This window comes from Micromonospora sp. NPDC047762 (assembly GCF_043204655.1).
In the GTDB taxonomy this organism is placed as follows: Bacteria; Actinomycetota; Actinomycetes; order Mycobacteriales; family Micromonosporaceae; genus Micromonospora.
The window spans coordinates 12,352-32,148 of sequence record NZ_JBIDCQ010000009.1; the positions used below are offsets into that span (position 1 = coordinate 12,352).

16 protein-coding genes are annotated in these 19,797 nt (G+C 70.8%); 3 read left to right on the forward strand and 13 right to left on the reverse strand.

Annotated features, from left to right (window positions below):
* Positions 1-44: 44 nt before the first annotated feature.
* A complete protein-coding gene (locus tag ACGF3C_RS25400; RefSeq protein ID WP_393225823.1) occupies positions 45-890 on the reverse strand; it encodes an SAM-dependent methyltransferase in 846 nt (281 codons plus the stop codon).
* 234 nt (positions 891-1,124) lie between these two features.
* Between ACGF3C_RS25400 and ACGF3C_RS25405 the strand changes: the two genes are divergently transcribed.
* Positions 1,125-4,586 (forward strand): ThuA domain-containing protein, encoded by a 3,462-nt coding sequence (locus tag ACGF3C_RS25405; RefSeq protein WP_393225826.1) that lies wholly within the window; start codon positions 1,125-1,127, stop codon positions 4,584-4,586.
* A gap of 104 nt (positions 4,587-4,690) precedes the next feature.
* On the opposite strand, the gene ACGF3C_RS25410 is transcribed toward ACGF3C_RS25405, so the two are convergent.
* A complete protein-coding gene (locus tag ACGF3C_RS25410) occupies positions 4,691-5,146 on the reverse strand; it encodes a nuclear transport factor 2 family protein (protein ID WP_357227493.1) in 456 nt (151 codons plus the stop codon).
* 195 nt (positions 5,147-5,341) lie between these two features.
* Here ACGF3C_RS25410 and ACGF3C_RS25415 point away from each other — a divergent pair, with 195 nt between their 5' ends.
* Entirely contained in the window at positions 5,342-5,986 is a 645-nt protein-coding gene (locus tag ACGF3C_RS25415; protein ID WP_393225829.1) for an alpha/beta fold hydrolase, read from the forward strand.
* An 81-nt stretch (positions 5,987-6,067) separates the two neighbouring features.
* On the opposite strand, the gene ACGF3C_RS25420 is transcribed toward ACGF3C_RS25415, so the two are convergent.
* Together ACGF3C_RS25420 and ACGF3C_RS25425 are read right to left on the reverse strand one after the other, a co-directional pair.
* Positions 6,068-9,133, reverse strand: coding sequence for a S8 family serine peptidase (locus tag ACGF3C_RS25420; protein WP_393225832.1), 3,066 nt, complete (start codon positions 9,131-9,133; stop codon positions 6,068-6,070).
* 290 nt (positions 9,134-9,423) lie between these two features.
* The gene (locus tag ACGF3C_RS25425) at positions 9,424-9,717 is read right to left on the reverse strand and encodes a hypothetical protein (protein WP_393225835.1); all 294 of its coding nucleotides are present in this window, start codon (positions 9,715-9,717) and stop codon (positions 9,424-9,426) included.
* 131 nt (positions 9,718-9,848) lie between these two features.
* Between ACGF3C_RS25425 and ACGF3C_RS25430 the strand changes: the two genes are divergently transcribed.
* Positions 9,849-11,408 (forward strand): acetolactate synthase large subunit, encoded by a 1,560-nt coding sequence (locus ACGF3C_RS25430; RefSeq protein WP_393225838.1) that lies wholly within the window; start codon positions 9,849-9,851, stop codon positions 11,406-11,408.
* On the opposite strand, the gene ACGF3C_RS25435 is transcribed toward ACGF3C_RS25430, so the two are convergent.
* The 9 genes from ACGF3C_RS25435 to ACGF3C_RS25475 all read right to left on the reverse strand — a co-directional run bounded on the left by ACGF3C_RS25435 (position 11,405) and on the right by ACGF3C_RS25475 (position 19,763).
* Complete coding sequence (locus ACGF3C_RS25435; RefSeq protein WP_357233430.1) at positions 11,405-12,568, reverse strand: hypothetical protein; 1,164 nt, start codon at positions 12,566-12,568, stop codon at positions 11,405-11,407. The genes ACGF3C_RS25430 and ACGF3C_RS25435 overlap by 4 nt on opposite strands.
* Positions 12,561-13,409 carry a sugar phosphate isomerase/epimerase family protein gene (locus tag ACGF3C_RS25440; protein WP_357233428.1) on the reverse strand — a complete coding sequence of 283 codons (849 nt, stop codon included), beginning with the start codon at positions 13,407-13,409 and terminating at the stop codon, positions 12,561-12,563. Before ACGF3C_RS25440 ends, ACGF3C_RS25435 begins: the two co-directional genes overlap by 8 nt.
* Complete coding sequence (locus ACGF3C_RS25445; RefSeq protein WP_393225842.1) at positions 13,406-14,557, reverse strand: dihydrodipicolinate synthase family protein; 1,152 nt, start codon at positions 14,555-14,557, stop codon at positions 13,406-13,408. Before ACGF3C_RS25445 ends, ACGF3C_RS25440 begins: the two co-directional genes overlap by 4 nt.
* The gene (locus ACGF3C_RS25450; protein WP_393225845.1) at positions 14,554-15,705 is read right to left on the reverse strand and encodes a Gfo/Idh/MocA family protein; all 1,152 of its coding nucleotides are present in this window, start codon (positions 15,703-15,705) and stop codon (positions 14,554-14,556) included. Before ACGF3C_RS25450 ends, ACGF3C_RS25445 begins: the two co-directional genes overlap by 4 nt.
* Before the next feature lie 38 nt (positions 15,706-15,743).
* Positions 15,744-16,499, reverse strand: a complete 756-nt coding sequence (locus tag ACGF3C_RS25455) for an ABC transporter ATP-binding protein (protein WP_393226331.1) — start codon at positions 16,497-16,499, stop codon at positions 15,744-15,746.
* Between the two features lie 43 nt (positions 16,500-16,542).
* Complete coding sequence (locus tag ACGF3C_RS25460; protein ID WP_357232723.1) at positions 16,543-17,547, reverse strand: ABC transporter substrate-binding protein; 1,005 nt, start codon at positions 17,545-17,547, stop codon at positions 16,543-16,545.
* Between the two features lie 23 nt (positions 17,548-17,570).
* Positions 17,571-18,542 (reverse strand): ABC transporter permease, encoded by a 972-nt coding sequence (locus ACGF3C_RS25465; RefSeq protein ID WP_393225848.1) that lies wholly within the window; start codon positions 18,540-18,542, stop codon positions 17,571-17,573.
* A gap of 167 nt (positions 18,543-18,709) precedes the next feature.
* Entirely contained in the window at positions 18,710-19,426 is a 717-nt protein-coding gene (locus tag ACGF3C_RS25470) for a cupin domain-containing protein (protein ID WP_393225851.1), read from the reverse strand.
* Positions 19,419-19,763: a cupin domain-containing protein gene (locus ACGF3C_RS25475; protein WP_355006751.1), complete on the reverse strand. Its 345-nt coding sequence runs from the start codon at positions 19,761-19,763 to the stop codon at positions 19,419-19,421. Before ACGF3C_RS25475 ends, ACGF3C_RS25470 begins: the two co-directional genes overlap by 8 nt.
* Positions 19,764-19,797: the final 34 nt, after the last annotated feature.

Here is a 19,797-nt window from a genome sequence, read left to right on the forward strand (position 1 = left end):
CAGGCCATTCACGCATCGGCGACGTCATCGATCGGCCCAGGCGGTCAGGGCTTGCGGGCCACCGCGCCGTAGATGGAGGCGTCGGCAAGGGGCGGACGCCGCTCCGGTGGCACCTGCGGTCGCCACTCGGTCACCGGCACGATGCCGGGCTCAGCCAGCTCCAGACCGGTGAAGAAGCGGGCGAACTCGGCGCGGTCGCGGGGAACGGCGTCCTGCTTCATCCGGCCGGAGGCGAACTCGGCGTACATCCGCTCGACGATCTCGGTGGGGATGTGGTCGGTGGTGAAGTGGGTCAGCGCGAGCCAACTGCCTGACGGCAGCGCGTCGAGCAGCCGGGCGACGTGCTCGTGTGGGCGGTCGTCGTCGGTCAGGAAGTGCGTCACGGCGATCAGCACCAGGCCCACCGGCTGGGACAGGTCCAGTGTGGTGCGCAGCTGCGGGTCGGCGAGGATCTTGTCCGGGTCGCGCAGGTCGGCGTCCAGGTAGGCGGTGGCTCCGGCCGGGCCGCTGGTCAGCAGCGCTCGGGCGTGGACCAGCACCATCGGATCGTTGTCGACGTAGACCACCCGGGAGTCGGGGGCGACGGACTGGGCCACCTCATGGGTGTTGTCAGCGCTCGGGATGCCGGTGCCGATGTCGAGGAACTGCCGGACGCCGACCTCCTCGGCGAGGAACCGGACGGCCCGGCCGAGGAAGGCCCGGTTCTCCCGCGCGAGCGTGCGGACCCCTGGGTAGACGGTCGCGATCTGGTCGCCGGACTCCCGGTCGACGGCGAAGTTGTCCTTGCCGCCGAGCCAGTAGTTGTAGCGGCGAGCCGGATGCACGGTCGTGGTGTCGATCCGGTCAGCACCCCGGCCATCGGGCAATTCCGACGTGGACGACACCGTCACGAGACCTCCCCAGGTCGACGGGACACACCGCATCCATGGCGTCACCGGACGTGTCCAGAGGGACATCCTAAGCCGTACCCACGGGCCTGCGGGGCCCGCCGGCGCGCGGACGCCGCAGGGGCGGGAAACCGCTTACCAGAGGGCTATTGACGGTCGTCACTGGCTGTCAGTACCGTGATGCGGGCAGCGAGAAAGCGCTTTCCGACCCCTCACCGTCCGACAGGGAGCGCCCCCATGCCCCGACACCTCCGTGCGTTCTGCCTGATCCTGCTCGCCATCGCCACAGTGGTGAGCACCACCGCCCTGCCCGCCGAGGCCGCCCCGCGCTTCCGGGTGTTGGTCTTCTCCAAGATCACCAACTTCTACCACGACTCGATCCCGGCCGGCATCGCCGCGATCCAACAGCTCGGCGCCGCCCACAACTTCGAGGTCGTCGCCACCACCGACGCGGCGGCCTTCACCGACGCCAACCTCGCCACCTTCGACGCTCTCGTGTTCAACAACACCAACAGCCTCCCGACCTCGGGCGACCTGCTCAACGCCAGCCAGCGGGCCGCGTTGCAGACGTTCATCCGCAACGGCGGTGGTTGGGCCGGCCTGCACGCCGCCTCCGCCAGCGAACGTGACTGGCAGTGGTACGAGGGCCTGGTCGGCACGATCTTCGACTACCACCCCGACTTCTCGTCCACCGGCGGGACCTTTCCCGGGCGGGTCAAGGTGCTCGACCGGGCGCACCCCTCCACGCGCAACCTGCCGGAGCTCTGGGAGCAGAGCGAGGAGTGGTACAACTGGCGGACCAACCCGACCGGCAACGTGCACACCCTCGCCCAGATCAAGGTGCGCGACGGGATCAACGGCCTGGACGAGGGCGTCGACCACGCGTACTCCTGGTGTCAGCCCTACGACGGCGGCCGGTCCTGGTTCACCGCCGGTGGGCACGCCAGCTCGCAGTTCAGCAGCGCGACCTTCCTGGAGCACCTGCGCTACGGCATCGAGTGGGCGGCCGGCGCGGTCGCCGGTGACTGCTCGGCCACCAAGACCAGCAACTTCGAACGGGTGGGGCTGGTCACCGAGAACCTGGCCGACCCGTTCGAGCTGGCCGTCGGCCCGGACCGGAAGGTCTACTACATCCAACGCACCGGCGCGCTGAAGGTGGTCAACTCCGACACCCTGCAGGTCACCACGCTGCTGGACTTCGCGTACACCTCGGCGATGACCGACCAGTCCGACGGGCTGCTCGGGATGACCCTGGACCGCAACTTCGCCAGCAACGGCTGGGTCTACCTGCTCTGGTCGGACAAGACCCTCAAACAGCTCAACCTGTCCCGGTTCACGGTCGCCAACAACAGCGTCGCGCTCTCCTCGGAGAAGCGTCTGCTGACCGTCCCCACCTATCGGGGAGAGGGCCGGGCCAACTCGCACATGGGCGGGTCGCTGGCCATGGACACGGCGGGACGGCTCTACGCGGCGATCGGTGACAACACCGACCCCTTCGCCTCCAGCGGCTACACCCCGGTCGACGAACGCTCCGGCCGCGCCGCCTGGGACGCCCAGGGCACGGCCGGCAACACCAACGACCTACGCGGCAAGATCCTGCGGATCACCCCACAATCCGACGGTACGTACACAGTGCCCAGCGGCAACCTCTTCCCGGCCGGCACCGCGAGGACCCGGCCGGAGATCTACGCGATGGGCATGCGCAACCCGTTCCGGATCACCGTCGAGCCGCAGACCAACGCGGTGCTGGTGGCCGACTACGGTCCGGACGCCCGCGCCGCCGACCCCAACCGCGGTCCGGAGGGGACTGTCGAGTTCAACCGGATCACCAGCGCCGGCAACTTCGGTTGGCCGTACTGCGTGGGCAACAACATTCCGTTCAACGACTACAACTTCGCCACCAACACCTCGGGGGCGAAGTTCAACTGCGCCGCACCGGTGAACAACTCACCCAACAACACCGGCCTGACCACCCTGCCGGCGGCGAAGTCCGCGCTGGTCTGGTACGCGTACTCCGCCTCGACCCAGTTCCCGGAGCTGGGCACCGGTGGTGGCGGGCCGATGAGCGGCCCGGTCTACGACTACGACCCGACCAATACCCGCACCACGAAGTTCCCCGAGTACTTCGATGGCAAGTGGATCACCTATGAGCTGACCCGCAGATGGTTCAAGACGCTGTCGATCCACAAGACGGCGCAGACCTTCAGCAACGCGCGCTTCGGCCCGACCGCCGTTGGTGACCTCCAGTCGATCAACGGGATCTTCGGCAACATGAGCTGGATCCAGCCCTTCGAGGCGGAGTTCGGCCCGGACGGTTCGCTCTACGTCATCGACTTCGGCGAGGGCACCGGCAGCGGTCGCGGCGGCAGCAACGCCGGCGCGGGCATCTACCGGATCGACTACGTCGCCAACGGACGGCCACCGACCGCGAAGATCGCCGCCAGCCCGGACAGCGGACGTACGCCCCTCGCCGTGACCTTCTCCTCCGCCGGGTCGTCCGCCGGTGACGGGTCGGCGCTCAGCTACGCCTGGGACTTCACCAACGACGGCAGCACCGACTCCACCGCCGCCAACCCGAGCCACACCTACTCGACGGCCGGAAAGCACACCGCCCGGCTGACCGTGCGCAACAGCGGCAACGGGTTGACCGCCACCGCTGTCACCGACGTGGTGGTCGGCAACACCCGGCCGACGGTCACCATCACCGTGCCCGACGGCGGGTTCTTCGACTTCGGTGACAAGATCCCGTACACGGTGACGGTCACCGACCCGGAGGAGACCACCATCGACTGCGCCAAGGTGACGGTGCAGACGCAGCTCGGCCACGACTCGCACGCCCACCCGCTGGACGTCTACACCGGCTGCTCCGGGCTGCTCGCCACCGAGGCGGACGCCGGTGACGGCCACGGGCCGGGGCAGAACCTCTACACCCTGATCACCGCGCAGTACACCGACGGTGGCGCGGCCGGCGGCGTACCGGCCCTGACCGGCTCGACCCGCGTGCAGTTGCAGCCCAAGAGCAAGGAGGCCGAGCACTTCAGCGCCCAGTCCGGCGTCACGGTCAACGACCGGGCCACCGCCCGCGCCGGCAAGCGGCTCGGCGAGGTCGACCACAACGACTGGGTGGCGTTCGGGCCCGCGGACCTGCGCAACGTCGGCTCGGTGACGCTCGGGGTGACCAACGGCGGGCTCGGCGGCACCATCGAACTTCGCACCGGCTCGCCCACCGGCACGCTGATCGGCACGGCCACCATCGGCTCCACCGGCGGGTGGGACAACCTGGTCTCCCCCACCGTCACGCTGACCAACAAGCCCACCGGCACGAGCACCCTGTACGCGAAGTTCGTCAACGCCGCCCAGGTCGGTGGCACCCCGGACCTGATGGCCCTGGACTGGCTACGGTTCAACGGCGCCGGGGTCAAACAGGAACCGGGCGGGACGTTGTCGCTGGGCGCCAGCCCGACCGGCGGCGCCGCGCCGCTGACCACCACGCTCACCGCCACGGCGACGGCGCCGTCCGGGCAGAGCATCACCGACTACGCGTGGGACTTCGGCGACAACAGCGCCGTCACGCACGGAGCGACACTACGGTCGACGGCGCACAGCTACCCCCGCAAGGGGACCTTCACCGCCCGGGTGACGGTCACCTACACCAGCGGGGAGACCCGCTCGCTCAACCTGACCATCACGGTCAGCTGACCCCGGTAGCCGGCGGGCGGGAGCGTCCCGCCCGTCGGCGCCACCAAGCAGGCCTCGCTCGCCGTGCCGCTCATCGGCCGGCCGATTCCAGGGCTGATCGCCGGTTACGCCCTCGACGGGGGTGCTTCTTGCGGACGCAGTGCGGTCAGGAGGCTGTCGAGTTGACCCCAGGCCCGCGCGCTGGCGATGGGGTCGATGTAATCCCTGGACTCGATGATGAGCCCGTCGCGGATACGCATCACGAAGACGCAGGGCACCGTGAACGCCTCACCCGTCTCGGTTACCCGCCCCTGATAGGCGAACTCGGCGACGATCACCTCCGGGTCCGCAGTCTCATGAACTGTCACGTCGACTGGCTTACGGACCAGCGTCCGGGCGACCGGAGGCGGCGAGGTGAAGTGCTCGTGCAACTCGTTGCGGCTCCGCAGCGGCGGCGGGTTGAGCGGGTGGAACGGATGCGTCACGTGGGTCTGTTCGGCGTACAGGTCGGCCAGGTCGTCGTACGGACCGTCGCAGACACCGTTCACCAGTCGGAGGAAAGTTTCACGTGGGCTGCTCATCCCGGGCTTCCTTCGCGATCGGTAGATGTCACCTGAGCCACGCCGAGGGCTGTCTCCGGGTGGCTGGTACCCCAACGACGGCACCCTACTGACCTCAGCCTCGATCTGACTGTCCCCAAGCGCTTCCCTCGCCCGTATCCACTGCATCGTCACCGACGGAGGCGCGTGTCGTACCTGTGTGTGAGGCTACGAGGCATGGCGACTTTCGTTCTGATCCACGGCGGTGGGGGCAGCGCCTGGGACTGGCATCTCCTTGTCCCCGAGCTGACCAGCCGGGGCCACGACGTGGTGGTTCCGGAACTGCCGATCGAGGACAGATCCGCGGGGTTCGCCGAGTTCTGCCGGACGGTCGTCGACGCGATCGGCGACCGGAGCGACCTCGTGGTCGTCGGGCACTCGTACGGTGCGTTCACCGCGCCGCTCATTGCCGACAAGCTGCCGGTACGGCTGCTCGTCCTGCTCACACCGATGGTCCCCAGACCTGGCGAGAGGCCCGGTGACTGGTGGGCCAACACCGGTTACCGCAGCGCCGAAGGGCTCACTGAGGAGCAGCAGTTCTTCAACGGTGTCCCGGCCGAGATCATCGCGGAGGCAGCATCACACAGCCGGGGCCAGGTCAGCGCGGAGGGCGACGAGCCGTGGCCCCTGGACGCCTGGCCAGACGTGCCGACGACGGTGCTCCTCGCACGCGAGGACCGGTTCTTCCCGGCGGACTTCCAGCGCCGGGTTGCCGCCGACCGACTCGGCGTCGTTCCGGACGAGATCGACGGCGGCCACTGCGTGCCGCTCAGCCACCCGAAGCAACTCGCCGACCGCCTGACCGCGTACCCGCTGACCTGACGGCGTGACCACGGCCGTGCCGTTTTGGAAGCGACGGTGGGGCGGTGCACGTCGGCACCGCCCCCACGCCTGGATGAACGGTTACTGCCAGGAACTCTGTTGGGTGTAGACGAGGTTGCCGGGGACCACAGTGCCGTTGGTGCTGTACTCGGTGTACGCCCAGAAGTCGCCATCGGCCAGCGGCTTGTTCGGCTTCAGCGTGAAGTTGAAGCCCTGACCGCGCTCCGAGGTGGAGGGCAGCGTGAGGGTGGCACCCGAATACGTGGCGTTACGGCCGATGATGGCGTGACTCAGGTCGAAGTCGACGACCGGAGCACCGGGGTACTGGGCGAACACGTACGCGGTGTAGCGCCCCGGCTCGGGCAGGAACTTGTACGCCTGCTCGGCGCTGGTCCAGTACCTGTCACTGCTGTAGACGAGGGTGTCGCCCCTGTACAGGTAGAGATCGAGGTTCGTGTTCGGATCAGCGGTGTTGGCCTCGACGACGATGCCGGCGGTGTTCGCCGGCACCGTGAAGTCGACCTTCTTCACACCGGTGGCGCTCGGGTCGAACACGCCCCCGTAGACGCCGGCCGGCATCGAGTACGACGTGCGCCGCATCGGCGTGTAACCGGTGCTGCGACCGACGAGCGGGCCGGTGAAGCCCGGCTGGACCATGCCGAACGCGCCGTTGGTCATCCGGGCGAACTCCTCGCCGTCATCCGCGTACGGCCGGGCCGCGATGCCCCACGGACGGGCAGCGACCGGAATCCGGACGCTGTGGGCCTTACCCTGCCAGGTGATCGACCCGGTCACGTACCGGTCCCACGGCGCGCTGCCTCGACGCAACGTGATGGTGACCGTCGCGGACTTGCCGGGGGCCAGGGTCACCGATGCCGGCGACACGGTGACCTTCATGCCGGGCAGACCGGACACCGACGAACGGTAGGTCTCCCGCTCCTTGCCCACATTGGTCAGGGTGCGGGTGAGGCTCACCGGGCGGGTCCCGTCGTACTCGCGCAACGAGATGGCCGGCAGGTTGAGTGCCTTTCCGTCGGGTTCGGTCGTCTCGCTGAACTCGATCAGCTCGGCCGCTGTGGGCTCGATGACCAGTCCCGGGTCGGTGGCCCGGGGCAGGTTGATGAAGCCGCTGCCCTGCTCCAGGGGGCTGCTGGTGCCGACGGTGTCGGTGGCGGTGGTGCGCAGCGCGGAGGCGACCGCGCCGGGTGACCAGTCCGGGTGCGTGGCGCGCAGGATCGCCGCCGCCCCGGCCACGTACGGCGAGGCCATCGAGGTGCCGGAGTACGCGTCGTACTGTCGCCCGAAGTTGCCGGCCGGTGAGACCGCGGCGATGATGTTCGATCCGGGCGCGACCAGGTCCGGCTTGAAGACGCCGAGGGTCACCTTGTCCGGGCCGGTGGAGGAGAAGTCGGCCACGCTCGGGATGCCGGGGACGCTGGAGCCGTCGCCGCCGGTGCGCAACGACACTGTCGCGTCGGTGGGGTGGCGCATCAGGTAGTTGAACAGCGTGCCGGCCTGCTTCTCGGTCGGCAGGTAGACCACCGGGAAGTTGAAGATGGAGTTGATCCGGTAGTTGCCGACCGGGTCGAACACCACCATCGCCGCCCCGCCCTTGGCCTTGATCTCGGCGGCGGAGCCGAACATGTCGGACAACGCGCAGGCGACGACCTTACCCTTGATCTTGGCGGGGTCCAGGCTTCCGGGCTCGCAGTAGACCGCGCCCAGATCCGGCGAGCCGGCCTGGTCGCCGAAGACCAGCGGCCGTGCGCCTCCGCCGGGCAGGGCGTCCAACGAGCCGCCGACCAGCTTGGTGCCGTCGCCCAGCTTGGCGGTGGCCTCGTCGAGCTTGGTCACCGCCGCGCCGACAGTGGTCACCCAGGGCGCGGCGTTGCTGATGGCTCCACTGACGATGCCGGTGTTGCCGGCCGACGCCGCGACGAAGACCCCGGCCAGCGAGGCGTTGAGGAACGCCACGCCGATGGGGGTGTTGGCCTCCCAGTCGCCGAGGTCGGAACCGATCGAGAAGTTCAGCACCTGCACGCCGTCGGCGACGGCCGCGTCGATTCCGGCGATGATGTCGGCGTCGTAGCCCATGCCACCCCAGAGCACCTTGTAGACGGCGAGCTGGGCATCCGGCGCCACCCCGGAGACGGGGCCGTAGCGGCGACCGTCGATCGTGACGTTCGCGATGGGCAGGCCGGCCGCAGTGGAGGCGGTGTGGGTGCCGTGCCCGGACGCGTCGCGGGGGGACAGGAACTCGCCCTCAGGCACCGAGCCACCGCCGGCGAGCCACGAGTCGGCGAAGTACCGGGCACCGACGATCTTGCCGTTGCAGTGCGCGGCCACGAAGGCCACACCGGTCTGGCAGGTGCCGCGCCAGTTCGCGGGAGCGGGCATCGTCTTGGCGAACGACGCGCTCTCCGGCCAGATTCCGGTGTCCAGGACGCCGATCACCATGCCCGCGCCGGGGCCGGGCTTGGCCGGCCGACCGGGACGGTCCGTCGGCGCCGACTGGTCCGCGCCACCGGGGGTGACGGGCGTCGGGTTGTCGGCGGTCGCCGTGCTCGCGGTGGGCGGCGCGGAGGGGGTGCCGAGGGCCCGGGAGGCGGTGACGGCGCGGACGCGCTTGTCCGCCCGCAACATGTTCACCTGCTGGGTGGTCAGCTTCGCCGAAAATCCGTTGAAGGCGGTGGTGTAGACGGCGTTGACAGTGACCCCGGCCGCGGCGGCGACGGCGCCCCGCTGCGTGTCGAGGTGCCGGCGGTACGCCTGCGACGGCGTGGACGTCACGTCCAGCCGGTTGCCCGCCGCCGGGCGGGTCCGCGCCAGACCGGACACCCCACCGGTGTACGTGGTCAGCGGGTCCTCGGCCAACTCGACGACGTACATGCCGGGGCCGGTCTCGTCGACGGCCGCCTTCGGCGTGGCCGCACGGTTGCCGCCGGGTCGGCGGTCGGCCCCGTCGGTCAGGGTGACCGACTTGTCGGACCCGGCGGTGAAGTAGCCGGCGCCACTGCCGTTAGCCGGCGACCCCGAGGGTGCCGCCAACGCCGTTCCCGCGACACCGGTGGTACCGGTGATCAGGGCGACGACCAGCGTAGGTATCGCCAGTCTTCGCAGCCTGTTTCCGCTCGTGCCTGTAGCCACGAGGCTCCTTTCGGTTGCTCCCTTGTGGAGCTGTTCATCGATCGCGACCCGCTCATGGGAGCGCTCCCCCACCTAAGCCGCCGATGGTTAATCGATGGTTTGCGCGGTGTTACGGATCGCCGGTGCGTATAAGATCACGTTCTGCCGGCCGCGCCTAGATCATGTTTTTCCGGACGCCGTGGGAGCAGGGCATACACCCCGGTCAGGGCAAGTCCGAGCCGCAGCGCCATCGGCACCCCGACGGCCGCCCCAAGGCCTGTTCCCCACAAGAACTGGCCTCATGAAAGGCCTTAGTCGGACAGGCCCGCCGGCACGGGCACCTCGAGGTACGCCAGGAGGGCGGCGACCTCACGGTCGAGTTCCCGGCCCACCTCGTGGATCGCGTCCACTCCCAACGAGCCGAACGCGTGACTGGGTTGCTCGATGACGAACCGCGCTCCGCCGTCGGGTCGGTCGCTGATCAACGTGCGCAGGGGCGCGTACAGCATGACCGTCGGGTCGTACCGGAACATCCGCTCGGCCGTGGTGTGGTTGCCCATCAGGTATTCGACGCAGTGCCTGGTGTCGCCCGCGAGGTTCATCATCGGTCGCAGGTCCGCGCTCCATCGGGCTCCCTCTCTACCTGGCGGGCGAGTTCCCCGAACCTAACAGCAAGAGTCCGAAATGCGAGTTTAGTATCTACATACTACTGATCTGACCGGGGACGGGGTGACTGGTGAACGGCGCGGAAGCACTGCTGCGGACGCTCGTCGACGGCGGCGTCGAGGTGCTCTTCACGAACCCCGGCACCACCGAGCTGCACCTGGTCGGGGCACTGGAGGCGGTTCCCGAGCTGCACGGCGTGCTCGCTCTCTTCGAGGGCGTGGTCAGCGGCGCGGCCGACGGTTACGCCCGGATCGCGGGTAAGCCCGCCGCGACGCTGCTGCACCTCGGGCCCGGACTCGCGTACGGCCTGACGAACCTGCACAACAGCCGCCGCGCCAACTCGCCGGTGGTGAACATCGTCGGTGACCACGCGACGTTCCACACCGCCTTCGATCCACCGTTGAACTCCGACATCGCCGCGCTGGCGGGATGGCTACGCGGCCCCGTCCGCCGCCCCGAGGACGCAGCCGGTGCCGGCCCGGACGCCGCCGCCGCGCTCGCCGCCGTCCTGGAGCCACCCGGGCAGATCGCCACCGTGATCATGCCGGCGGACGTGTCCTGGTCCGAGGGAGGTGCGGCCGGCACACCCGTGCGGCCCCGGCCGGCGCCGACGGTCGATCAGGAGACGATCAACCAGGTCGCGGAGGCTCTTCGAAGCGGCGAGACGACCGCACTGGTGATCGGCGGACCGGCTCTACGGGAGGCCGGCCTGCTGGCAGCGGGCCGCATCGCCGCGGCGACCGGTGCACGGGTCTTCCAGGAGCTCTACTCCAACCGGGTCGAACGAGGGGCGGGCCTACCCGCGTTCCCCCGGCTCGGCTTCTATCCCGACCAGGTGCTCGACCAACTGCACGGGGCGCGGCACGTCATCGTCGCGGGCACCAAGGCACCGGTCTCGTTCTTCGCCTACCCCGACCAGCCGAGCCTCCTCGTGCCCGACGGGGCCCGGACGCATGTCCTGGCCGAGGTCGGTCAGGACGCCGTCGCCGCGCTGGTCCGGCTCGCCGACCTGGTGGCACCGGACGCGGCGGCCCAGGTCACCGACCCGCACCCGCCGGCCCTACCCACCGGCGCACTCACCCTGCAGAACTGGGCCGACATCATCGCGGCGCTGCTACCCGAACGGGCCATCATCATCGACGAGTCCGTGAGTTCCGGCACCACCCTCGCCGCCGCCACCGCCGGCGCTCCCCGACACGACGTGCTGATGCAGACCGGTGGCGCCATGGGCGACGGTCTGCCCCTGGCCGTCGGCGCCGCCGTCGCCGCACCCGACCGACCGGTGGTGGCGCTGGTGGCCGACGGCTGCGTGATGTACACCGCCACCGCGCTCTGGACCCAGGTACGCGAGCGGTTGAACATCACCAACGTGATCCTCAACAACCACGGGTACGCGATCCTGCGCCAGGAGTGGAGCTATTTCAGCAAGCAGCCGGGCCCGGCCAACCCCGACGCCAATCCACTGTTCGACCTGACCAACCCTCAGATCGACTTCGTGGGACTGGCCAACGCGTTCGGGATGCCCGCCACCCGCGCCAGCACCGCCGAGGAACTCGCGGAGCAGTTCTCCGCGGCGCTGAACCAGCCGGGCCCGCACCTCATCGATGCCACCATCCCCGCTGCGGCCTAGGCGACGCCTCCCTGGCGCCGCCAGAGCACCGTGCACGCCGCGGCCAGGGCCAGCCCGAGCAGCGGGGCGACACCCACCCCGGCGAGCGTGCAGGCCACCGCGAGCAGCGCCGGCGGCATCCAGCACCAGGCGGGCACGGTACGCGGGACACGACCGCGCCGACGGGCCGCTGCTTCCACCGCCATCGGCACCACCAGCACCGGCAACGCGGCGGCCAGCAGGGTCAGCCAGGGCAGCACCAGACGGTCGAACCGCGCCACCGCCAGCATCCCCCCGAGCACCGCGACGAGCAGCATCGCCGCCCGCGCCGGCACGCGGGGAGCCAGGCCACGCAACGCCAGGGAACCGGAGTACGTGGTGGTCAGCGCCGCCGCGAAGACCGCCACCGCGACGAACAGATTCGCGTACGCGGCCAGCCCCGAGCCGGCGGCGAGCAGCGCGACCACGTCGGCCGAGCCGGTCCGCAGCCACAGGCCGGCCCCGGCCAGCACCCCGAGCAGCGCCGGCCCGACCAGCAGCCCCACGCACCAGGCCAGGTCCCGCCTTCGGGAAAGGCCCACGCTGAAGTCCGGTGCGCGCAGCGCGAACACGGCCGCGTACCCGATCAGCGCGGCGGCGTCGGCGAGCCCGCCGCCGGTGGGGCGGACCGGCGCACCGGGTGGTGGAAGCACCGTCAGGCACCAGCCGACCAGCACCACCGCGCTGAGCGTGGTGACCACCGCGACCCGGTTACCGAGCCGGGCCGGCGCCCAGGAGACGGCGAGGACCGCCACCTCCAGCAGCGCCGGCCCGGCCCAGCCGGGCAGGTGGGTCAGCGCGGCCAGCGAGGCCCCGCCGAGCCCGACGTTGAACCCGTTCCACCCGACCATCGACACGGCCAGCACCGCCGCCAGCAGCAGCCGCGAGGTGTCCCCCAGGTACGCGGGAAGCACCGCGGTCAACGTCCCGCCGTCGCCGAGCGGCCGGCGCAGCCCGATCAGGCCCTGCCCCCAGAGCAGGGCCGCCATCAGCGCCCCGCCGACCAGCAGCCCGGCCACCGGCACCGCGCCACCGTGTCGGGCGGCCATCGCCGCCCCGAGGACCAGCGTGGCGGGCGCGGTGCCGATGCCCAGCCACGCGCCGACCGCCGCCGGCCACCGCCGTTCGGGGCTGTCAGGCAACGTGGCGCAGGTAGCCGGCGATCGCGGCGTCGAGCACCTCCGGGCCCGGACGTGCCCACACCTCGGCGGAGAAGACCTCCACCTCGATCGGGCCGACGTAGCCGGCCGCGTCCACCGCCTCGCGAAGCCGACGCAGCTCGATGCAGCCGTCGCCGGGCAATGCCCGGCCGAGCAGCACCCCCTCCGGCAGCGGGGTCACCCAGTCGCACACCTGGAACGCGGCGATCCACTCGCCCGCCCGCGCGATCTGCGCGTACACCGTGTCGTCCCACCAGACGTGGTACGCGTCGACCACCACGCCGACCACCGCCGGGTCGAACCGCTCGGCGATGTCCAACGCCTGGCCGAGGGTGACGATCACGCACCGGTCGGCGGCGAACATCGGGTGCAGCGGCTCGATGGCCAGCCGTACCCCGGCCGCCTCGGCGTGCGGTGCCAGCTCGCCGATCGCGTCGGCGACCCGACGCCGTGCGCCGTCGACGTCCCGGCTGCCGACCGGCAGCCCACCGGAGACCAGCACCAGCTCCGGGGCGCCCAGGACGGCGGCTTCCTCGATGGCCCGCAGGTTCTCCGCGCGCCAGTCGTCGGCGGAGAAGAAGCCACCCCGGCACAGCGACGTGACGGCGAGGCCGGCGTCGCGGACCAGTTTCGCCGATCGGGCCAACCCGTACCCGGCAACCGGCTCCCGCCACAGGCCGATGCCCGGCACGCCGGCCGCCACGCACCCGGCCACCACCTCGGGCAACGGCCAGCGCTGGGCGGTCGCCTGGTTGAACGAGAACCGCCGCAGCGCCTCGTCGCCACCCCGCGGCGCTGCCGCACCCGCGAACCCGGCGCTCACTGCGCCACCCCCGCCACTGTGAACAGCGCTCGGGCGCGGGCGGCGGCCAGGTCGGCGTCGGGCAGCAGCCCGGCCGCGTCGGCCAGGGTGAGCAGAGTGGCCAGGTGCGCCGGGGACCGGCCGGACTGCGCGCCACCGACCATCGTGAAATGGTCCTGGTGCCCGGCCAGCCAGGCCAGGAACACGATCCCCGTCTTGTAGTGCCAGGTCGGTGCCGCGAACAGGTGCCGGGCCAGGGGCACTGTGGGCCCGAAGATCTCGTCGTACGCCGTCAGGTCCCCCCGGTCCAGTGCCGCCAACGCGGCGGCGGCGGCCGGCGCGATGGCCGCGAACACCCCGAGCAGCGCGTCGGAGTGACCCACCTCGTCACCCCGGATCAGCTCCGGGTAGTGGAAGTCGTCACCGGTGTAGAGGCGTACCCCGGCCGGCAGGCGGCGGCGCAACGCGACTTCCCGGTCGGCGTCCAGGAGCGACACCTTGATGCCATCCACCGTGGACTGGTGCGCTTTGATCAGCTCGATCACCGTGTCGGCGGCCAGGTCCAGGTCGACCGCGCCCCAGTAGCCGGTCAACGCCGGGTCGAACATCGGACCCAGCCAGTGCAGCACCACCGGTTCGTCGGCGGCGCTGAGCAACTCGTCGTACACCCGCAGGTAGTCCTCCGGGCCGCGTGCGGCGGCGGCGAGGTGCCGGCTGCACATCAGCACCGGTCGGGCGCCGGCGGCGCGGACGTCGTCGAGCTGCTCGGTGTACGCGGCGGTGACCGCCGCCAGGGTGGCCGGGCCGGCGGGCAGCTGGTCGGTGTTGACCCCGGCGACGATCCGCCCGCCGACCGCACGGGCCTCGGCGGCGCTGCGCCGGATCAGCTCCCGGGTCGCCGGATAGTCCAGCCCCATTCCCCGCTGGGCGGTGTCCATCGCCTCGGCGACCCCGAGCCCGTACGACCAGAGATGCCGCCGGAAGGCGAGGGTGGTGTCCCAGTCCACCGCCGCCGGGGCACCCGGCACGTTCTCCGCCCCCGGGTCGGCGACCACGTGCGCGGCGGCGTACGCGATCCGGCTGGTCGCCGGCGCGTCCGGTCGGGCGAAGCCGCCACCCCCGGCCAGCCGGTGCCGCCGTCCACCGGGCAACACCACCTCGGCGGTCATGAGCGCAGCTCCGGCACCTCGACACGCGCACCCTCGCGGGCCGAGCGCAGCCCCAGCTCGGCGAGCTGCACGCCGCGCGCGCCGGCCAGGAAGTCCCACCGGAACGGCTCTCCGGCCACCACGTGCCGCAGGTACGCCTCCCACTGCACCTTGAAGCCGTTGTCGAACTCCTCGTTGTCGGGCACCTCGGCCCACTGGGCGCGGAAGTCCTCGGTGGCCGGCAGGTCCGGGTTCCACACCGGCTTCGGGGTGAGGGCCCGGTGCTGCACCCGGCAGTTGCGCAGGCCGGCGATCGCGCTGCCCTCGGTGCCGTCGACCTGGAACTCCACCAGCTCGTCGCGGTACACCCGCACGGCCCACGAGGAGTTGATCTGCGCGATCACCCCGCTGTCGAGTTCGAAGATGCCGTACGCGGCGTCGTCGGCGGTGGCCGCGTACGGGTGATTAGCCTCGTCGACCCGTTCGGGCACGTGGGTGGCGGTCACGCAGGAGACGGCGGTGACCCGGCCGAACAGCTCCTCCAGCACGTAGTGCCAGTGCGGGAACATGTCGACCACGATGCCGCCGCCGTCCTCGGTCCGGTAGTTCCACGACGGCCGCTGAGCGGGCTGCCAGTCGCCCTCGAAGACCCAGTACCCGAACTCGCCGCGCACCGAGAGGATCCGACCGAAGAAGCCGCCGTCGATGAGGCGCTTGAGCTTGCGCAGACCGGGCAGGAAGAGCTTGTCCTGCACGACACCGGTGCGGACGCCGGCCGCGTCCGCCGCCCGGGCCAGGTCGAGGGCCGCCGCGGTGTCCTCGGCGAGAGGCTTCTCCGTGTAGATGTGCTTGCCGGCCTCGATGGCCTGCCGGATCGCCTTCTCCCGTTGCTGGGTGACCTGCGCGTCGAAGTAGATCTCGACGTCGTCGCGGGCCAGCGCCGAGGTCAGGTCCGTGGTCCAGTCGGTCAGCCCGTGCCGCTCGGCGAGCTCCCGGAGCTTCGTCTCGTTGCGCCCGACCAGGACCGGTTCCGGCCAGATGGTGGTGCCGTCGGCCAACGCCACACCACCGGATTCGCGGATGGCCAGCAGCGACCGGACGAGGTGCTGCCGGTAGCCCATCCTTCCGGTCACGCCGTTGACGATGATGCCGATCGACCTGCGGGTCATGGTGTTCCTTCCGTCGTGCTGGTCGTGCCGATCCGCGCTCAGTGGTTGGCGGCCGCGCTGCCGAGCAACCCACGCAGGTCGGTGGCGAGCCGGTCGAAGCGGGGATCCGACATCACCTGCGCGTAGTCGCGGTGCGCCGGCAGCTCGACCGGGAAGGTGCGGATGATCCGGCCGGGCCGGGGACTCATCACCACGACCCGGGTGCCGAGGAAGACCGCCTCGGCGATGGAGTGGGTGACCAGCACCACAGTGGTCCCGGTCTCGCGCCAGATCCGGTGCAGTTCGGCGTTCATCTGCTCCCGGGTCAGCGCGTCCAGGGCGCCGAACGGTTCGTCCATGAGCAGCACCGGTGGGGAGTGCAGCAGCGCGCGGCAGAGCGCCACGCGCTGCTGCATGCCGCCGGACAGCTCGTGTGGCAACGCCTTCTCGAAACCGGTGAGGCCGGTCATCTCGATCAGCTCGTCGGCGCGGCGGGCCGCCTGCGCCCGGTCCATGCCGCGCATCTCGGCCTGGAGCAGGATGTTGGCTCGGGCGCCGCGCCACTCCAGCAACGCGGCCTTCTGGAAGACGAAGCCGATCTCCTTCTGCGGGCCGCGTACCGGGCGCTTCAACAGGGACACGTCACCGCTGGTCGGCTTGACCAACCCCGCGACGATCTTGAGGAGGGTGGACTTGCCGCAGCCGGACGGGCCGACGATCGTGACGAACTCGCCCGGCTCGATGTCCAGCGACACGTCGTCCAACGCGATGGTCTGCGTCCGTCGGGTGGTGAACCGGACGGTCAGCCCGGACATCCCGATGGCGGTGCCGGTGGCTGCCGGCGCGGCGGTCACCGGGTCACCCCTGCGCCGCGTACGAGGAGTCCCAGTACGCGTTGGGCGCTCCGGGGTCCTTCAGCTCGGCGTAGCGGGACATCAGGTCGATGGTCTCGCTCCACTGGGCCTCGGTGTTCACCCCGGGCGGGCCGTCCGCGCCGATCAGCGGCATGTTGAGCGTGAGCTGCTTGGTGAGCACCTCGGGCGCCGGCTCGTTCTCGGCCAGGGCCGTCATCGCGCTCACCGCGCCGGCCGGGTCCCGGGCGGCGTCGGCCCAGGACTTCTGGGTGGCCTTGACGAACTTGCGGACCAGCTCCGGGTCCTTCTGCAGGGTCTGGGTGTTGGCGATCAGGCCGGTGCCGAGCAGGTTCATTCCGTAGTCGGCGAAGAGCAGCACGTCGACCTTCTTGCCGGTCTTGCTCTCGATCGTGGGCGCCTGGTCGTGGAAGAAGCCCATGATCGCGTCGACCTTGCCCTCGGCCAGGGCGGCGATCTTGCCGGCGGCGTCGACGTTGACCACCTTGACGTCGTCCTTCTTGAGGCCGTTCTTCTCCAGCCAGGCCGGGAAGGTCGCGTAGAGGGCGTCGCCGGGGGTGCCGCCGACGGTCTTGCCCTTGAGGTCGGCCGGGGTCTTGATGTTCTCCTCGGTGAAGAACTCCACCGAGGAGGGTCCCTTCTCCAGGTACGCCCCGAGGCTGCGCACCGGCATGCCGCTGGCCACCGACTTCAGCAGCACCGGGCTGTCGGCCCACCCGAAGTCGGTCTGCTTCTGGGCGACCTGCTTGACGGTGTTGCCCGAGCCGTTGCCGGGCAGGATCTTCAGGTCGATGCCCTCGGCGGAGTAGTAACCCTTCTGCAGGCCGTAGTAGAAGGGCGCGTGCTCGCCGTAGGGCACCCAGTTGAGGGTGAGGGTGACCTGCTTCTTGCCGTCCGCGCCGGTCTTGCCGGCGGGGTCGTCCCCACCGCAGCCGGTGAGGGCGAGGAGCAGGGCGGCGGTGGCCAGGACGGTGGTGGCGGTGCGTTTCATCGGTGCCTCCGTGATGGGGTCGGTCAGGAGGTGGTGAGGGACACGCCGGCCCGGCGGCTGGCGTGCCACGGAATGAGCAGTGCCTCGGCGATCTCGACCAGGACGAACAGGACGATGCCGATGGCGGACATCAGGATCAGGTCGGCGAACAGCAGTGGGGCGTCGAGGTTGCCGTTTGCCAGCAACAGGACGTAGCCGAGCCCTTCGCTGGCGCCGACGAACTCACCGACCACGGCACCGACCACGGCGAGGGTGACGGCCACCTTCAGGCCGGCCATCAGGTGCGGCAACGCGTTCGGGAAGCGGATCTTGCGGAAGGTGCGCCACGGCCCGGCGCCCATCGTGGCGGCGAGGTCGAGCAGCTCCGGGTCGGTGGAGCGCAGGCCGGCCACGCCGGAGATGACCACCGGGAAGAACGCGATGAGCACCGCCAGGATGATCTTCGGAGTGAGGCCGAGGCCGAACCAGACCACCAGCAGCGGCGCGATGGCGATCTTCGGGATGACCTGTGCGAACAGGACGATCGGGTAGAGCGCCTTGTCCAGGGTGCGGGAGTAGGCGATGGCGACAGCGGTGACCAGACCCAACGCGGCGGCGAGCACGAAGCCGAGCACTGTCTCGTAGAGGGTGACCACTGTGTGCCGGGCCAGCTCGGACCACTGGGTGGTCATCGTCTCCCAGACCTGGCCGGGGGTGGGCACCAGGTAGTTCGGGACGTACTCGCGGGCCGCCACGAACCACCAGGCGGCGAAGAAGACCGCGAGCACCAGCGCCGGGCGCCAGAGCGAGTCGGCGAAGGTCACCGCCCGGCGAGCGAGCGTGGGACGTGGTGGTCGGCCGCCGCCGGGTGCCGCTTTCACCACAGTGGATGGATCCGCGCCGTCATGAGCCTGCCGCGCATCGGTGCTGCCGGGCCCGGCAGCGGCAGCTCGCGCACCGCCGGTCAGGTCGGCGGCGGCCTGCCGACCCGCCGTGTCCAAAGAGTTCTCGGTCACGCGGAACCTCCTCGGGGCCCGGCACGACGCCCATGGAACGGGCCGGTCGACGGATCAGGCAAACGCTTTCCTGGAGCGTAGGCGGCCCCCTCACGCCGGGCAAGGCCTTTCCTCGATCTGTTTCCGCCGATGCCTGGCAGCCTTCGGCAGCCGTCCCGAGGGGACGGTCAGCCGGCCGCCGGGTAGGTGTCCAGTAGGCCGCACATGCCCAACCGGCCCCTCTCGACCGGCGCGTCCACCACGTACACCCCAGCGTCGCCCAGGTGTCCCGAGTCCCCTCGCTCCAGGGCGTCGAGCTGAGCGGCGGTGTCGGCGGCGGCGCGGCCCGCGCCGGCCTCCCACCGCTGCCGCCACCGCGTCAGCAACGGCTGGCGCAGGGCTGTCGCGGCGGCGTGGAACGCGGCTAACGCGGCCGGACCACCGGACCGCAGCGCCTGGAAGCCGGTCACCGCCAGATCCCGACGGCGGTACGCGACGCGCACGTCCGCGCCCGGCGCTCCCCCGTCGGGCAACGCCGCCGCCACGGCGTACGCGGCCGGATCGGCCAGCACCTCGGGTGGGAAGGTCAGCACCGCGTCGCCCGCCTCGGGCAGGCCGCTGTTCTGCATCAGGACCACGATGCTCAGCCCGCCGGTGTTGACCAGGCGATGCACGGTGCCCGGCTCGAACCAGACCACCACCCCCGGTCGCAGCGGCGTCTCCCGATAGCCGTCCGTGGTCAGGGTCTGCACCATGCCCTCGCCGTCGGTCACCACGTACCCCTCGGTGCAGCACAGGTGCACGTGCGGGGTGCCGCCGACCAGGCCGTCCGGGGCCACCGTGTCGTAGACGCGCAGCCGGGACACCCCGACCCCGCCGGGCAGTGGTGCCGGCCGGTCACGCATCGAAGTACTCGTCCGTGTCGTCAGCGGCCGGCAGTGACACCAGCAGCACGGTGAGGTCGCCGATGGCCCGGTGCCGGCAGCCCGGCTTGATCAGGAACGCGGACATCGGCCGAGCGGGGTGACGGACGCCGTCCAGCTCGATCTCGCCCTCACCGGCGAGCACGACGTAGTACTCGGTGGCGACCCGGTGGTGGTGGGTCACCGCGTCCTGCACCTGGAGCAGATGCACGCTGGCCTGGCCCTCGCTCTCGGCGATGAAGCCCCGGCGGGTGGTCCCACACGAGCAGCGACGGGCGGTAAGTTCGTCGAGTTGAAGTACCGCGAAGCGATCGGACACGGCCGGGCCTCCCTGCGGGAAAGGGCTTTCTCTG

Excerpts from the sequence above, each read along its gene's own strand:
- ACGF3C_RS25470 (WP_393225851.1), bottom strand. The coding sequence starts at position 19,426 with ATGCGTGACCGGCCGGCACCACTGCCCGGCGGGGTCGGGGTGTCCCGG.
- ACGF3C_RS25415 (WP_393225829.1), top strand. The coding sequence starts at position 5,342 with ATGGCGACTTTCGTTCTGATCCACGGCGGTGGGGGCAGCGCCTGGGAC.
- ACGF3C_RS25445 (WP_393225842.1), bottom strand. The coding sequence starts at position 14,557 with ATGACCGCCGAGGTGGTGTTGCCCGGTGGACGGCGGCACCGGCTGGCC.
- ACGF3C_RS25405 (WP_393225826.1), top strand. The coding sequence starts at position 1,125 with ATGCCCCGACACCTCCGTGCGTTCTGCCTGATCCTGCTCGCCATCGCC.
- ACGF3C_RS25460 (WP_357232723.1), bottom strand. The coding sequence starts at position 17,547 with ATGAAACGCACCGCCACCACCGTCCTGGCCACCGCCGCCCTGCTCCTC.
- ACGF3C_RS25450 (WP_393225845.1), bottom strand. The coding sequence starts at position 15,705 with ATGACCCGCAGGTCGATCGGCATCATCGTCAACGGCGTGACCGGAAGG.
- ACGF3C_RS25410 (WP_357227493.1), bottom strand. The coding sequence starts at position 5,146 with ATGAGCAGCCCACGTGAAACTTTCCTCCGACTGGTGAACGGTGTCTGC.
- ACGF3C_RS25455 (WP_393226331.1), bottom strand. The coding sequence starts at position 16,499 with ATGTCCGGGCTGACCGTCCGGTTCACCACCCGACGGACGCAGACCATC.
- ACGF3C_RS25425 (WP_393225835.1), bottom strand. The coding sequence starts at position 9,717 with ATGATGAACCTCGCGGGCGACACCAGGCACTGCGTCGAATACCTGATG.